The sequence below is a fragment of the Heyndrickxia acidicola genome (assembly GCF_001636425.1).
Lineage (GTDB): Bacteria > Bacillota > Bacilli > Bacillales > Bacillaceae_C > Bacillus_AE > Bacillus_AE acidicola.
The window spans coordinates 2,437,756-2,452,407 of sequence record NZ_KV440953.1 but is presented as its reverse complement, the minus strand read 5'-3'; the positions used below and the strand labels follow the sequence as shown (position 1 = coordinate 2,452,407).

13 protein-coding genes and 1 tRNA gene are annotated in these 14,652 nt (G+C 40.7%); 11 read left to right on the top strand and 3 right to left on the bottom strand.

Translation table 11 applies throughout. The features are described 5' to 3' along the window. Positions 1-396: 396 nt before the first annotated feature. On the bottom strand, positions 397-1,434 hold the full coding sequence (locus A5N88_RS11475) for a YeiH family protein (RefSeq protein ID WP_066266076.1): 1,038 nt from the start codon (positions 1,432-1,434) through the stop codon (positions 397-399). Positions 1,435-1,551: 117 nt separating this feature from the next. Between A5N88_RS11475 and A5N88_RS11470 the strand changes: the two genes are divergently transcribed. The 4 genes from A5N88_RS11470 (at position 1,552) to A5N88_RS11455 (ending at position 5,545) form a co-directional block, all read left to right on the top strand. Next, positions 1,552-2,460: a LysR family transcriptional regulator gene (locus tag A5N88_RS11470; RefSeq protein ID WP_066266075.1), complete on the top strand. Its 909-nt coding sequence runs from the start codon at positions 1,552-1,554 to the stop codon at positions 2,458-2,460. A gap of 394 nt (positions 2,461-2,854) precedes the next feature. Next, positions 2,855-3,661 (top strand): SGNH/GDSL hydrolase family protein, encoded by an 807-nt coding sequence (locus tag A5N88_RS11465; RefSeq protein ID WP_066266073.1) that lies wholly within the window; start codon positions 2,855-2,857, stop codon positions 3,659-3,661. Beyond that, complete coding sequence (locus A5N88_RS11460; protein ID WP_066266071.1) at positions 3,658-4,584, top strand: ABC transporter ATP-binding protein; 927 nt, start codon at positions 3,658-3,660, stop codon at positions 4,582-4,584. The genes A5N88_RS11465 and A5N88_RS11460 overlap by 4 nt, the downstream gene beginning before the upstream one ends. Next, positions 4,565-5,545, top strand: a complete 981-nt coding sequence (locus A5N88_RS11455) for an ABC transporter permease (protein WP_066266069.1) — start codon at positions 4,565-4,567, stop codon at positions 5,543-5,545. Before A5N88_RS11460 ends, A5N88_RS11455 begins: the two co-directional genes overlap by 20 nt. Positions 5,546-5,836: 291 nt before the next feature. Here the strand turns inward: A5N88_RS11455 and A5N88_RS11450 are convergent, their stop codons facing one another. Further along, a complete protein-coding gene (locus A5N88_RS11450) occupies positions 5,837-6,646 on the bottom strand; it encodes a YitT family protein (RefSeq protein ID WP_066266067.1) in 810 nt (269 codons plus the stop codon). A gap of 246 nt (positions 6,647-6,892) precedes the next feature. On the opposite strand from A5N88_RS11450, the gene A5N88_RS11445 reads away from it, so the two are divergent. From A5N88_RS11445 to A5N88_RS11420, 6 genes are all read left to right on the top strand, one after another. Continuing rightward, complete coding sequence (locus A5N88_RS11445; RefSeq protein ID WP_066266065.1) at positions 6,893-8,155, top strand: glycoside hydrolase family 18 protein; 1,263 nt, start codon at positions 6,893-6,895, stop codon at positions 8,153-8,155. Between the two features lie 359 nt (positions 8,156-8,514). After that, on the top strand, positions 8,515-8,823 hold the full coding sequence (locus A5N88_RS11440) for a hypothetical protein (RefSeq protein ID WP_066266063.1): 309 nt from the start codon (positions 8,515-8,517) through the stop codon (positions 8,821-8,823). 268 nt (positions 8,824-9,091) lie between these two features. Next, a complete protein-coding gene (locus A5N88_RS11435; protein ID WP_066266060.1) occupies positions 9,092-9,841 on the top strand; it encodes a GTP cyclohydrolase II in 750 nt (249 codons plus the stop codon). After that, on the top strand, positions 9,838-10,935 hold the full coding sequence (gene ribD / locus A5N88_RS11430; protein ID WP_066266054.1) for a bifunctional diaminohydroxyphosphoribosylaminopyrimidine deaminase/5-amino-6-(5-phosphoribosylamino)uracil reductase RibD: 1,098 nt from the start codon (positions 9,838-9,840) through the stop codon (positions 10,933-10,935). Before A5N88_RS11435 ends, ribD begins: the two co-directional genes overlap by 4 nt. Positions 10,936-11,422: 487 nt before the next feature. Next, the gene (locus A5N88_RS24895) at positions 11,423-11,572 is read left to right on the top strand and encodes a hypothetical protein (protein ID WP_157090660.1); all 150 of its coding nucleotides are present in this window, start codon (positions 11,423-11,425) and stop codon (positions 11,570-11,572) included. 434 nt (positions 11,573-12,006) lie between these two features. Continuing rightward, a tRNA-Gly gene (locus A5N88_RS11420) sits at positions 12,007-12,080 on the top strand. A gap of 331 nt (positions 12,081-12,411) precedes the next feature. On the opposite strand, the gene A5N88_RS11415 is transcribed toward A5N88_RS11420, so the two are convergent. Then, on the bottom strand, positions 12,412-13,080 hold the full coding sequence (locus A5N88_RS11415; protein WP_066266049.1) for a B3/B4 domain-containing protein: 669 nt from the start codon (positions 13,078-13,080) through the stop codon (positions 12,412-12,414). Between the two features lie 269 nt (positions 13,081-13,349). On the opposite strand from A5N88_RS11415, the gene queG reads away from it, so the two are divergent. Next, positions 13,350-14,474 carry a tRNA epoxyqueuosine(34) reductase QueG gene (gene queG / locus A5N88_RS11410; protein WP_066266046.1) on the top strand — a complete coding sequence of 375 codons (1,125 nt, stop codon included), beginning with the start codon at positions 13,350-13,352 and terminating at the stop codon, positions 14,472-14,474. Positions 14,475-14,652 lie beyond the last annotated feature (178 nt).

The following is a 14,652-nucleotide window of genomic DNA, read 5'->3' as shown; positions in this document are numbered from 1 at the left end:
GCACGTTCATGTAATAGGGCTCTCATACGAATATGCTGAAAAAAGAGCAATCATCAGAAATTTAACAGAGGCGACCATGCTAAATAAATTGGCACCATCGCGCATGAAAATGTGTTCTTTTTTCTATAACGATAAGGCAATAAAGATTACCAGCGGGCAGTTATGGCTTGATGCTTCAAGCTCGTAATAATGTTATTTTTTGGGTAGTTTTTTGTTAAGGGTGTTTTCGCATTGATTGTTGCTTTACGTACAAGGACTCATTCCGTTGTTGTCTGTCTTCTTGGCATCTTTTTGTAACTAATACACATCTTTTAATATTAAATCCTGATTTCACATCATTTTCTTGTGTCAATTAGCAACAAAATTTACGAAGAGAGCCTTTGCTAAAACATCTTATTAAGCAATAAAGAAAGTAAGGATCGATAGCAAAATGGACGTTATCGTCATGGCAGCAAGTGGACGAAGGGCTCGTGTCCGCAAATCATTAAGGCTTACATTTAAACCAAGGCCTACCATAGCAGAAGTCAAAATAAATGTCGTAGCATTTGACAGAAAAACAAGAACAGTATTGGGTACATGAACTGTTTTTCCAAGAACATAACTCCCAAACAAGCTCATAGCAATGAATCCAACTAAAAACCATGGGAATTCAATTCTTGCTTTACTTTCTGAGTCCGCATTTTTCCGTTTTATCCAAAACATGAAAATAAAACACACAGGAATCAGAAGAAGAACACGCCCTAGCTTTGCCATTAAGGCGACAGCTAAGGCATTGGGACCTGCAGGTGCACCTGCAAGGGCCACCTGGGCAATCTCATGCAGACTGATTCCGCTCCAAATTCCATAATGAAGAGCGGATATGGAAAGAATAGGGCGAATGAAAGTGTAAACAATAGAAAATATAGTGCCAATTAATGCTATAATCCCTACACTCATTGCAGTATCTTCCTCTTTTGCTTTTAGAATAGGCGATACTGCAGCAATGGCAGCTGCTCCGCATATACCTGTTCCGACTCCCAGCAATAGTGTAAGTGAAGCTTCTGCTTTTAGCAATTTGCCTGCCAGAACGGTAGCGGCTATAGCAAAAGCAATGACACAGGCGTCACGCAGAAGGATGCCCATTCCTTGATGGATGATCAGATTAATATTTAATTTTAAGCCAAATAGGATAATAGCAAGCCGCAGAAGCCTCTTAGCAGAAAATTGAATTCCCTGGCGTATAGCTTCCGGATAACCAAACAACTGTCTATACATAATGGCAATGAAAATAGCACAGGCAAGAGGGCCGATATGCTGAAGAACCGGAATCTCTGCCAGCATAAAGCTCACTAGAGCGATTAAAAATGTAAAGGCAACACCGGCAATCCATCGTATTCTGGAAGTTGAATTCGAAGGCTTTTCCTTCGAGCTGTGATGTTCTTGAAATTTCTCCATGTTTTTTCCCCCAATGTATTTGCTGTCTACAATTTTAAATCGACCCATTAAATAAGGGAAATAATTTATTATAATATGGATAATAAGTAAATAGTTATAATTGAAGGGGGATAAAAAATGGATCAGCATCTTTATGTGTTTGTGACGGTTGCAGAGAAGCAGAATTTCTCACGGGCTGCAGAAGAGCTTCATATGACCCAGCCTGCAGTCAGCCAATACATACGTACACTGGAGCAAACAATGGGGACTCGGCTGTTAGAAAGGTCTAATAAATATGTCCGTTTAAACAAAGCGGGAGAAATTGTGTACCACCATGCAAAGGAAATTCTTGGACTTCACACGAAAATGCAGGGATTAATTGATGATTTAACAATGAAGGCAAAGGGCCCATTGGCAATCGGATCAAGCTATACTTTTGGAGAATATATACTTCCACACATCATTGCCAGGCTAAAAAAACAATATCCCCTAATTCAGCCTGCTATCACTATCCACAATACATCGGAAATAGCAGAGCTGGTAGAGAATCATCAGTTGGATATAGGCATTATTGAAGGACAATTTAAGCATAGCCGTGTAGACACAAGGAAGATTGCAGAGGACTCAATGGTATTAGTTGCACCTCCAGGGCATCCTTTGTCTGAAAAAAGTGAAATTGATATACACGAAGTAAAAGGGGAAACCTGGATACTGAGGGAGAAAGGGTCAGGTACACGGGAGGCCGCGGAAAACCTATTTTATCAATATGGAATAGAACCGGAACAGGTTATGGAATTCGGAAGCACACAGTTGATAAAGGAATCAGTTGAAGCGGGTCTTGGCATTTCTTTATTATCAAGCTGGACCATTCAAAAAGAGATGAAGAATGGTTATATCAGCATGCTTCCGGTAAGGGGCCTTCCGTTTAAACGCCATTTTTCAATTTTGACCAACTCACCATTTCAAACCAAAGCGTTAAAAACGTTTTTAGAATTAATGGAAGATTATTTGGAAGAGAATAAAAAAGAAAAGAATGGGAATCCTTAAAGCGATTTTACTTTTTGTTAATGCTCTTTTCGTAAACCTTATAGCTATTTAACACAATTAAAAGTATTAAAACGTGTGAATAGCTTACGAAAGATGCCGCGAAAACATACAGCATATGGAATTATCTTTTGTACGTAAAGAAACATTTTTACGAAAGCGCATTTGTTAAGTTTGACTGATTCGCAACCATGGGACACGCAACATAAAAGAGTCTATTTTTTTAATTTCTCTGAAAACTACTGTAAAATGGATAGATATGGTGGAACAATATTAAGATTCTGACAGTCCCTTTTAAAGGGAAGGCACTGTTAAATTTGTCTGTTGATTTCCTGCGGAGTCTTGCAATAAGAGTTTAGCGCAATATGGAAAGATTATTGAACGAAGGGGATGCAGGATGAAGAAACGTCTGATTACTACCATTATATTTATTTCACTATGTTCAACAGTTGTTTTCCTTTTCGGTCTTGGCTGGGTAATGAAGGACCAGCTTGTTAGTGCAGGAGCAGCGAATGCACCGGTAAAGCCTTTGAAGATGCCTGAAAGTAAAAGCAGCAGTCAAAGTAAACAGATTCATATTGTAGCACTTGGAGATTCATTGACCAGAGGAACGGGTGATCCTGAAGGAAAAGGCTACATCGGCTATATGATCAATGATTTAAAAACGAAAACCAAGAAGCCCATCCTTTTAACGAATGTAGCTGTAAAAGGTGCAACGACTGCTAATTTGCTCGCACAATTAAAACAGCCGCAAATACAAAGAGAAGTAAAAGGGGCGGATATTGTCCTTTTCACCATTGGGGGAAACGATCTTTTTCAGGGAGGAAATGCTCTGACGCATTTAGACACGTCTTATATGAAAAAGATTGAAAAATCATACTTGGTCAATTTGAACAGTATTTATTCCGAAATACGTTCAATTAATAAGCAGGCGACCGTCTTCCACATAGGGCTTTACAATCCGTTCAATGATCTGCAACAGTCGAAATTGACTTCTTCCATCGTACGGCAGTGGAATACAGACTCTGCAAATGAAGCAGCTAACTATAAGGAGATCGTTTATGTACCGACATTTGATTTGTTTGAACTCCATGTAAACGACTATCTCTTTAATGACAAATTCCACCCCAATACAGCAGGCTATAAATTGATAGGGGAAAGAGTAGCATCGCTGATTACCTTTAGCCAGGAGGGAAACAAATGAGCAGCATCCCAGCATTGGAAGTCAACAATTTAAAGAAAACAATTGGGAAAAGAGAAATTATTAAGGGGATTTCCTTCAGGCTTTTTCCCGGTGAGGTATTTGGGTTTTTAGGCCCGAATGGTGCAGGTAAAACGACTACCATTCGAATGCTGGTAGGGCTTATTAAGCCGACAGAAGGTTCAATTTTTATATCCGGAAAAAATGTTCAGACAAATTTTACAGAGGCAATGAAAAAACTGGGCTGCATTGTAGAAAATCCTGAACTTTATCCCTATCTTTCCGGCTGGGAAAATCTCGAGTACTTTGCAAGGATGGATCCTTCAATTCCGAAACATAGGCTGATGGAGGTGGCTAAGCTGGTTGGATTGGAAAAACGCATCCATGACAGGGTCAGTACGTATTCTTTAGGCATGCGGCAGCGTTTAGGGATTGCACAGGCATTGCTTGGGGAACCTCATCTATTAATATTGGACGAGCCTACCAATGGATTGGATCCTGCCGGTATACGGGAAATGAGGGAGTTTATTCGGTACTTGGCGAAAAAAGAAAAGTTAAGTGTACTTGTTTCTTCTCATTTGCTCAGTGAGGTTCAGCTTTTATGTGATCGAGTCGCCATTATACTAGATGGAGAAATTATTAGAACAGACACAGTGGAGGCACTTCTTGATGAGCAGGAGAAAGTCATTTGGAGGGTAGAGCCCCTTGAATTGGCAAAAGCTCTTCTGGAAGAGGAAACAGAGGTGAAGCTTGATGCAGATGGATCCCTCATTACACTATACAACGAGGAGGAAGTAGCGGAGTGGAATAAAAAGCTTGTAGATGCCGGGGTGCAAGTAAAAGAAATGTCTGCAAAGCTGCCAGCTCTTGAAGACCTATTCCTTGAATTGACAGGAGGCGGCAGCCATGATGAATCTCATTTATAATGAGCAGTTGAAAATTTTTCGGAAGAAACGTTTGTTTGTTATTATTTTAATTGTCGCTATTCTTGTTCCTCTTTTTACATATGCACAGTATAAACAGAATAAATCTGCAATGGAGAAGCTTGGTACAAAGGATTGGAGGGTCCATCTTCAACAGGACATTGTAGACATTCAAAATAGGCTCAGCTCGAGCACCTTGCAGTCTGATTGGGCGCAATTTTTGAAGATTGAACTGAGCCAGGATCAGTATTATCTTGATCACAATATTAATCCGAGCGCCCCGGGAGCTCCCACGTTCATGAGAGTATTCGCTGAAAATTCAATCGACTTATTGCTGCCGCTGCTTGTGATGGTGGTGGCTGCTGATATAGTGTCATCTGAAGCGAGTGGAGGAACCATGAAGCTCCTTTTAACAAGGCCGGTCAAAAGGTGGAAAATTTTATTAAGTAAATACATTGCCTTGCTGCTGTCTGTTTCACTCATTGTGCTGTGTGTAGCTATACTTTCTTATGTTATATCCGGGATTGTCTTTGGCTATGGAGGATGGAACATGCCGATGCTGACGGGATTTACTACAAAGGGAGAGGATTTACTGACAAACCACGTCCATCTCATCCCTCAATGGGTATACATTCTGATGGAATTTGGGCTGGTGTGGTTTGTGTGTGTAGTAGTAGGCAGTTTAACGTTTATGCTTTCGGTTTTAATCAAGAGCACTGCAGCTGTAATGGGTACGATGCTTGCTGCTCTCATTGCAGGTGCCATCCTTACCAATATGGTGTCTTCCTGGGAGAGTGCGAAGTACTTATTTATGGTGAATCTGGAGCTTACCGACTACGTAAGCGGAACCAAGCCTCCTATTGAAGGAATGACACTTGGCTTTTCAATGGCTGTTCTTTTTATATGGATGGCTGCATCACTAATCGTTTCTTTTACTGTTTTTACAAAAAGGGATATGTATTAGCATCTAATTGGTAAAGGCTCTTTTCGTAAACTTTGTTGCTATTGGACACAAAAATATCATTTTAAACATATATTCATTATTAAAATTTGTGAAGATCTTACGAAAAGATGCCACGAAGACAGACAACTCAAGGAATCATTCTTTGTACGTAAAACAACAACAATCTATGCGAAAACAGCCTTGGATAAAAGAAAATGAGCTGTTATCAACATAGAAATTTCACAGAGCCATATAAAAAGGACAAAGGCTGCGCTTTAGATTAAGCACAGTCTTTGTCCTTTTCTTCATTTCTCAGGTTCGATGGAACGACCCTATTACTTCGGTTGTTTCCGTTATGTTTACAAATGCACTTGAGTCGATTTGATTAATAATAGATTTTACGTCGGTTAATTGATAACGTGTAATCACGGTAATTAAGATTTTGCGGTTTTCCCCTGAATAAGCGCCTTCGCTGTCCAGGATGGTAACCCCTCTATAAAGATTGGAAAGAAGCTGTTTCTTCATTTCTTCCCCTTTTTTTGTAATGATCATTAATGTCAGCTTGATGTGTTTTGTATGGATGGCATCAATCACTTTGCCAGTCGCATATATGGCTATGATTGTGTTTAAGGCAGCATCCCATGTGAATACAAAGCCTGCTGCAAGAATGACAATCCCATTCATGGCCGATATTATGGTTCCGAGAGGGAAATCTTTTTTCTTAGCCAATAGCATTGCGATTATGTCAAAGCCCCCGGATGAGCCGGAAACCCTGAAAATTAAGCCTATTCCGATACCGGTCAATACTCCTCCGAATAACGAGGAAAGAATCGGCTCTGTAGATATTTCTTTTACGGGAATGACATAGAGACTCACAGACAAGGTAATAACAGACAATATTGTGTAAAGAATGAATCTTTTGCCCAACTTTAATAATCCGAGTATTAAGAGTGGGAGATTCAGCAGCAGGTTTAATATACCTGTATTAATGGGAGTAATTAAACCAAGCATAATGGCGATTCCGCTTATTCCGCTGCTTAGTATATGGTGAGGTATGAGAAAAAAATTATACGCAAATCCTACAATAATAGACCCAGCAATGATGACAAGAATCTTATACATATTTTCCCCCTGTTTCCGAAAAACTTTTCCCTATTTGCTTCATTATAGTAAAGGAATGGCCAAAACCTAAAATAAAAGTTTTTTCAGAAATGAGCGGAAATGGAAAAGCTACAGTAATGGCCATTTTGCCAGCAGAATCCATGAAGCATGGATTCGGTGAGGGCCATGTTAATTGTTTAGGAGAAGAATTCATGGCACAGAGGACAAAAGACGGAAATAGACTAATATAACAAAGGGGGGATCGTTATGTTTGTCTATACTGTAAAAACAGGAGATACGCTTTTTTCTATAAGCAAAAAATTTGATATTCCCACTGAAAACATTCGGCTTGTCAATGGATTGGCAGAGTTCAATATCGTCCCTGGTCAAGCTTTACTAATGAATTCGAAAATCTATATCGTGCAGCCGGGAGACACCTTGTTTTCGATTGCGCTTGCAGCCTCTGTTTCACTTGAAGAGATCAAAAAGGCAAACTCTGGCATAAGCCCTGCTATGCTGCAGCCAGGTATGAAGGTGAAACTGCCCCAAATACCTCAAACCAAAATTTCAACACTTGGGTATATATATATTACCGGCACACCACATGACCAGGAATTGATTCGGGATTTTGCTCCATACTTAACTTATTATCCATTTTTTGAATATCATTTTACAAGTGAGGGATCACTAAGCGAGTTAAATGATCTGCGGGCCATTGAAGCAGCATGGAGAAGCAGAACCATTCCGCTTGCGACCATAACAAATCTTACCCAAGCTGGTTTTAGTCCGCAGCTAGCCAGTCAGGTACTGAGAAATCCGAAAGCGAGAAATAGGCTGATTGAAAATATTTTCGCTCTTGTGTCGGAAAAAGGCTACGGTGGAGTGAATATTGATATAGAAGGTGTCAGGGCTGAGGACCGTGATCGTTTTTCTGGTTTTTTGCATGATTTAAAAGAGCGTTTGCATACAAAAGGCTTGCGACTTTCCATTGCGGTTCCTGCAAAAACAAGTGAGGATATTCCCTGGCTTAAAGGATTCGATTATGGCGCCATTGGCTCAGCTGTCGATTTCATGTTTATCATGGCGTATGACTGGCATTATTTAGGGAGTGAACCAGGTCCTGTTGCACCAATAGACCAGGTTATCAGAACCCTTGAATTTGCTCTTGAAAGAGTGCCGAGAAATAAGATTCTTATGGGGGTTCCTCTCTATGGATATGATTGGGTTATTCCATATAGTCCGGAGACCTCAGCCAAAACGGTTTCCAATCAGCAGGCTGTGGAACTGGCTATGAAAACAGGGTCACCTATTCAGTATTCAGAAGAATACCAGTCTCCATACTTCCACTATACGGATGATCAGGGCTTGCGGCATGTTGTTTGGTTTGAAGATACACGAAGTATAAGGAGAAAATTCAAGCTTGTGCGTGATTACAAACTATGGGGATTGGGTGCTTGGCAAATCAGTCTTGGATTTCCTCAAGGGCCTTGGCTCATTAGGGATTTCTTCACCATTCGGATTGTCAAATAACACCACTAGCGAGCAAAAGAGGAATGACTTTAGTGCGTTTAAGTGATAAAAGGGTCAGACCTCTTTCATGGTTTAACGCGCAATAGTGAATCTGAATGGGGTGATCATAAGGTGTTTATAGCGGCCTTTTGAGTCACCTCTTTTGTACTTTTGGACAGAAAAAGGGGAGAAGAACAATTAATTCGAATAATACCATGGGTCCGTATGTAGAAAATTTTTATGAGCATAAAAGAACAAGCAGGACGAACATCGCTGAGCATATCGAGTAATACCAGAAGATCGTATGGATTCAACGTTGATTAGAGTAGAAGGCAAAAGACATCTGCAGGTTAAGCAAGTTTAGGAGATTTCCCATAAGCATGCAACGATGTAGTTCCATTACCGCCAACGAAAAGCGAGTATTCGTTGTGAAAATCAACCTGCAGGAAAATCAGAACGCAGCCTTATCTATGTACAATCCTAATTTTGATTTAATTCAAAAGTTGATTGGAGAGGAAGGTGCGAGACTCCTGCGGGAAAAGCTGGCCAAAGGGAGACCCCGCAGGAGCTTGCGACGAGAAGGCTCCCGGCCGCCCGCGGAAAGCGAGCGCCTGCAGCGGAAATCAACCTGCAGGAAAATCAGAGCGCAGCCTATATCTATGTACAATCCTAATTTTGATTTAACTTAATGGTTGATTGAAGCAAAAAGAAATGTTTGCAGTGGAAACCAACAAACAAAAAAGTTGCTGTAGCCAGGGTCCCTTGATATCATTTGCATCATTTGGGCCAACCTCTTTTTATGCACGTTTTCATTCTATTAAGCTGTCAGCCACTTTTAGTGTACATATATATGGATAACTTGACTCTTTCGTCAGTACCATTGTACGCTTAGTTACATAAAGTAAGTCAGCAAACACAACACATGAAAAGAAAAGAAAAGTAAAAGAGGGGATAGAAATGATAGCAAAGGAAGTTAAAGACCTTCTTACAAATAAAATGACCATCATTTCAAGGGGAGAGGAAAAAAGCTTATGCTTGGTAGGTCCAGTAAAACTCCCCGTTCAGCTCGATGATGAAGTTATCCATTTTAACTGGTATACCTGGCTCCCTCTTGATGATAAAAAAATGGACAAAGAAACAGTTCTTGAGTCCTTGTCTGAGAAAAATCTTGCCGCTTTGCAGCAGTCTTCGGTTTTGGTGTATGGTGACCTTGAAAATGCTGATAAAGCTCTTGTGAGGATGCATAGCATTTGCCATACGGGAGATATATTTGGCAGCAAACGATGTGACTGTGGATATCAGCTGCGGCAGTCTATGAGAATGATTGCAGAAAATGGATGCGGGGCTCTGTTTTATCTTGCGGATCATGAAGGAAGAGGAATTGGGCTGGTTTCCAAAACCTTTGCCTACCTTCTGCAGCAGGAGGGATATGATACAGTTGAAGCAAACCATGCCCTGGGCTTTGATGACGACATCCGTAGCTATGATGATGCCCTAAGTGTATTAAATTACCTTCGAAATAAACCCGTTACCTTAATTACCAATAATCCAAAAAAGCTCGCTGCACTCGTAGCTAGAGGATTATCAGCAGAGGATCACCTTTCATTATGGGGGGATATCTCGGAATTCAATCAGCATTACCTGAAAACAAAAATTGAAAAAGCAGGGCATATACCTGAAAAAACAGCGGGGAGCTTTATTGGATGAAAACAGATCACGATTTTATGAGGCTCGCACTGGATATGGCAGGAACAGCAAAGGGCAAAACTAATCCTAATCCTATGGTGGGCGCTGTAGTCGTCAAGGATGGACAAATTGTCGGAACAGGGATTCACCGCAAGGCCGGGGAGCCTCATGCAGAGGTTCATGCTTTTCGTATGGCGGGAGAACATGCAAAGGGTGCCACCCTTTATGTGACACTCGAACCCTGCTCGCATTATGGGAAAACCCCGCCTTGTGCCATTCTTGTTAAGGATTCCGGTGTGAAAAGAGTAGTAATTGCGATGGAAGATCCGAATCCACAGGTAGCAGGAAGGGGGATTCGCCTCCTTCGCGAAGCAGGCATTGAAGTGGAAGTAGGGGTATTAGAGGAGGAATCTAAAAGGCTTAATGAGCGTTTTGTTCATAATATGCTCACCGGAAGGCCTTTTGTGATTTCCAAAGCAGCCATGACGCTGGATGGGAAAATAGCTGCATACAATGGGCACTCGAAGTGGGTAACTGGTGAGGAAGCGAGAAAAAATGTTCATGAGCTTCGTCATCAAACAGATGCCATTCTTGTCGGGATTAACACAGTGCTTGCCGATAATCCAAGGTTAACAACCAGATTGGAAACGGGTGCAGGAAAAAATCCCGTAAGAGTGATTTTGGATTCAGAACTAAGAACTCCTCTAGATGCCTTGTTAACAGATTGCTCTGAAGCCAGTACGTGGATCGCAGCCGCAAGTGATGCAGACCCTGTCAAGGCAAAGGCATTGGAGGAAAAAGGTGTTGAAATCCTTCTCCTTTCCAGAAATGAACATGGCCTCGACCTAAAGGAGCTACTGGCCGAGATTTATCAAAAGGGCATTACGGATATCATTGTGGAAGGCGGAAGCCGGGTGAACAGTGCTTTTTTAAGAGAAGGGCTGATCGATAAATTCATTGTGTACATTGCACCTAAAATATTGGGAGGACTTCACTCTCTTACTCCTTTTGCTGGAAGTGATCCAGAAAGAATGGGGGAAGCCGTAGATCTTCGAATTGAGAAGATAGAACAATACGGCGAAGATTTGTGCCTGACTGCTTATCCAAAAAATTAAAGGATGCAAGCTTTTGGAGATAAATATGCATTGGAAAAAAATGAGGGTGACTCAAAATACGATAGAGTCACCTCTTTTTTATTTTGGAACAGAAAAAGGAAAAAGGGAGAAGAACAATGGGTGCGAATGATACATGGTGTCTCTATTAAAAATTAATTTGACAGAAACGAACAGGCAACACGAGTGAAAATCAACCTCCAGGAAGATCAGAGCGTTGACTGTATCTATGTACAATCCCAATTAAGATTTATTTCAAAGTTGATTGGAGAGGAAGGCACGAGACTCCTGCGGGATCAGCATGTTTGGAGAGACCCCGCAGGAGCTTGCGAGGCCACTGAAAAAGTTCTTTTTAATAAAAAACTACAATTTTCGAAAAACCAAAACCCAAAAAACAAGTGTTTTTCACTTGAGAAGTGGGGGATAACATAATGTTTACAATGCATTTCATAAACCAAAGTAGGGCTGTATTTTTCAGGAAAATACCTTTGTGAAAAATTCTTGGACTTTTTCAGTGGCCTCGGAGCTTGCGACGAGGAGGCTCTCCAACCGCCCCGCGGCAAGCGAGTGCCTGCAGCGGAAATCAACCCAGCAGGATGAACGGAACGCTGCCTATATCTATGTACAATCCCAATCTTGATATTGCACCTTTTGGGACAGCCTCGTTTTTTATAGTCTCTGTAAGCATGATCCTTTCGCACTCTTCACCAGGGCATCAAATTTACAATAATCGTTTTTTGCCATTACGAAAAAAGGGTGTATTGTTTTTTGGATGCAAGCAGGAATCTGCCTAGTTACCATGATAACGCTATTGTTGAAACATTTTTTGATGAATTGCTTCTAAAGCTTCTATTATTATCATAGACTCATCATAAAGAATTGCTAAAACCCCCTATTTGAAGCTCTATCTTTTGGGAATACTTAAATTAACCAGTGAATGTATATAAATCCTTTGCTAGAGAAATCCAAGTAATATATTAAAGGTTAAACCGTTTTTGAAAAAAAACTTGAAATATGACGAAATTTGTTGTAAATTAAAATAGTTGAAACAAAGACTTGTAAAAAATTAAATATGCGGGTGTAGTTTAGTGGTAAAACTACAGCCTTCCAAGCTGTTGTCGTGGGTTCGATTCCCATCACCCGCTCCATACATACTTGAGCATAACGCAGTATCTCGTTTCCAAAGCAGAACGAGGTATTGCGTTTTTTAATTTGTTTTCTTTTTTGTATAAGGCTCTTTAAGTAAACTTTGTTGCTATATGATGCAAAAGAAATGATTGTATTAAAACTTGTGAATAGTTTACGAAAAGATGCCGCGAAGACAGACAACATACGGAATAATCCTTTGTACGTAAAGAAACAATCTATGCAAAAACAGCATTGTATAGAGTGAAGGTATCAGCACATGTAAAATGATTTAATTTTTGCCTGCTTTTAAATCACTCGTCTTTCTAAATAGAGAAAAGGATGCCTCAAATTCTAGCATCCTGAAATCGATATTTTGCTTTCTCCCCCATGGAACTGGAAAAAGAGCTTGCTCATCCCATTTAATAGCTTAAGGGCTTCTTCCATATCCATTGATGGCCGCAAATACACTATCTGTAAAGCATTTTGGGTTGAAGAAGTAACGGCTGTTCGGGCAGAGTCCACAAAAGGGCTTCCAAATGCGCCATTATCATCTGAGGAAATAATTATATTCTCTAATGAATTGGATCTCCCGTTTAACCCATCATAGGAGTCTCCGGATGTCCCCACACGGATGGAAATATTGCCGCTAAGCTTGTCTGCATCATAAATCCCAATAGGAATTTGGCATTGGAGGGAATACAGATTGTTAATGTCAATCGCCGTGTTGACTGTAGGCAAATAGCTTTGTTTCTTAATTCTCCGATATAAAGCTTCAGCAGAATGCCGGTAACGGTTAGGATCTTTCCCTGTAGCTTTAAATAGGCTTCTCCATTCCATAATTCCTTCAAGCTCTGTAACTGCCTGGCTGTCCAGGTCCAGGAAAAGGGATTCCTGAAAATATTGGAGCCGCCCCCTAAGCATTTGAGGAGATTCCCCCACAACAATATCTTTATACTCAATAATCCCAGCCTTAAATTTAGGGATGATACGGCATAATGGATCTTCTATATGTATTTCCAAGCTTTCCACCTCCAAATTCTTTTTAAAATAGTTTATTATAGATAACGACCTGATTTCAATTGAACCGTTCTAAAATGGTCTTAAGAAATGGCTGTTTTCTTATAGATTGCTGCTTTACGTACAAAAGATTATTCTGTATATTGCCTGTCTTCGGGGAATCTTATCGTAAGCTGTTCACAAATTTTATTGCTTAACCTGGAGTTTTAATCATTATTAATATTAAATAACACCATAGATAAAATAATAGCGAAACGAGGTGAATGAGTGCTATGAATATTACCATGCTGCAGAAAGAAGTTATTGAATATAGTAAATCGATCGGCATAGATAAAATTGGTTTTACCACAGCGGACCCCTTTACTGAGATGAAAAATCGGCTGATCCGCCAGCAGGAGCTGAATTACCAGTCTGGTTTTGAAGAGAAGGACCTGGAGAAAAGGGTGACACCCTCTTTGATTCTGGAAGAGCCGCGTTCGATTATTGCGATTGCATTGGCGTATCCTTCCAAATTGCCGGATCCCCCAAAAGGAAAAAAAGGAGAGCGCAGGGGAGTTTTTTGCAAGGCCTCCTGGGGTGTTGACTACCACACCATTTTAAAGGAAAAACTGAAAAAATTAGAAACATTTATCCTCTCTAAAGTACCGAATGCCCGATTTAAATCAATGGTGGATACCGGGGAACTGGTGGACCGAGCAGTAGCTGAGCGTGCAGGAATCGGCTGGAGCGGAAAAAACTGTTCCATTATTACACCTGAATTTGGTTCTTATGTGTATCTGGGAGAAACCATTACAAATATTCCTTTTGATCCCGATCAGCCAATGGAGGATCAATGCGGAACATGCACGAAATGCCTGGATGCTTGTCCGACAGGTGCTTTGGTGCAGGCGGGTCAGCTGGATTCCCAAAAGTGCATCGCATTTTTAACTCAAACCAAAGGATTTCTCGAAGAGCAATATCGTGTCAAATTGGGAAATCGTTTATATGGCTGTGATACGTGCCAAACGGTGTGTCCTAAGAATAAGGGGATGGATTTTCACCTGCACGAGGAGATGGAACCGGAGCCTGAATTGGCGAAACCTCTCTTAACCCCTTTTCTGAGCATGGGAAACCGTGAATTTAAAGAAACCTTTGGCCATGTGTCAGGTTCATGGAGAGGTAAAAAGCCTATCCAGAGAAATGCCGTCATTGCATTGGGGCATTTTAAAGAAGAAAGTGCGGTTCCTGATTTAATCGAAGTATTATTAAAGGATCCGCGTCCCGTCTTGCGCGGAACGGCGGCATGGACCCTTGGAAGAATTGGCGGAGAAGAGGTAATTGCTGCCTTGGAAGCTGCGAAACAATCTGAAAGAGACGAAGAAGTATTAGAGGAAATTCAGAAAGCAATGGCCAACTAGAGTAGTCTTTTCACAATTTTTTGTGTTGCTCCTTCCTTTTTTCACATATTTATAGAAAGGCACTGTTAAATTTCTATGTTGATAAAGCTTGTTTTTTTCGCTCATTTGTGAGAAACGTACGTATCACACAAATGACCGGAAAAACAGCAGAATCCTTTAACAAAGCCTCTAGAAAAAG

Coding starts and splice junctions, on each gene's coding strand:
- A5N88_RS11475 (WP_066266076.1), bottom strand. CDS start 1,434: ATGGAGAAATTTCAAGAACATCACAGCTCGAAGGAAAAGCCTTCGAAT.
- A5N88_RS11470 (WP_066266075.1), top strand. CDS start 1,552: ATGGATCAGCATCTTTATGTGTTTGTGACGGTTGCAGAGAAGCAGAAT.
- A5N88_RS11465 (WP_066266073.1), top strand. CDS start 2,855: ATGAAGAAACGTCTGATTACTACCATTATATTTATTTCACTATGTTCA.
- A5N88_RS11460 (WP_066266071.1), top strand. CDS start 3,658: ATGAGCAGCATCCCAGCATTGGAAGTCAACAATTTAAAGAAAACAATT.
- A5N88_RS11455 (WP_066266069.1), top strand. CDS start 4,565: ATGATGAATCTCATTTATAATGAGCAGTTGAAAATTTTTCGGAAGAAA.
- A5N88_RS11450 (WP_066266067.1), bottom strand. CDS start 6,646: ATGTATAAGATTCTTGTCATCATTGCTGGGTCTATTATTGTAGGATTT.
- A5N88_RS11445 (WP_066266065.1), top strand. CDS start 6,893: ATGTTTGTCTATACTGTAAAAACAGGAGATACGCTTTTTTCTATAAGC.
- A5N88_RS11440 (WP_066266063.1), top strand. CDS start 8,515: ATGCAACGATGTAGTTCCATTACCGCCAACGAAAAGCGAGTATTCGTT.
- A5N88_RS11435 (WP_066266060.1), top strand. CDS start 9,092: ATGATAGCAAAGGAAGTTAAAGACCTTCTTACAAATAAAATGACCATC.
- ribD (WP_066266054.1), top strand. CDS start 9,838: ATGAAAACAGATCACGATTTTATGAGGCTCGCACTGGATATGGCAGGA.
- queG (WP_066266046.1), top strand. CDS start 13,350: ATGAATATTACCATGCTGCAGAAAGAAGTTATTGAATATAGTAAATCG.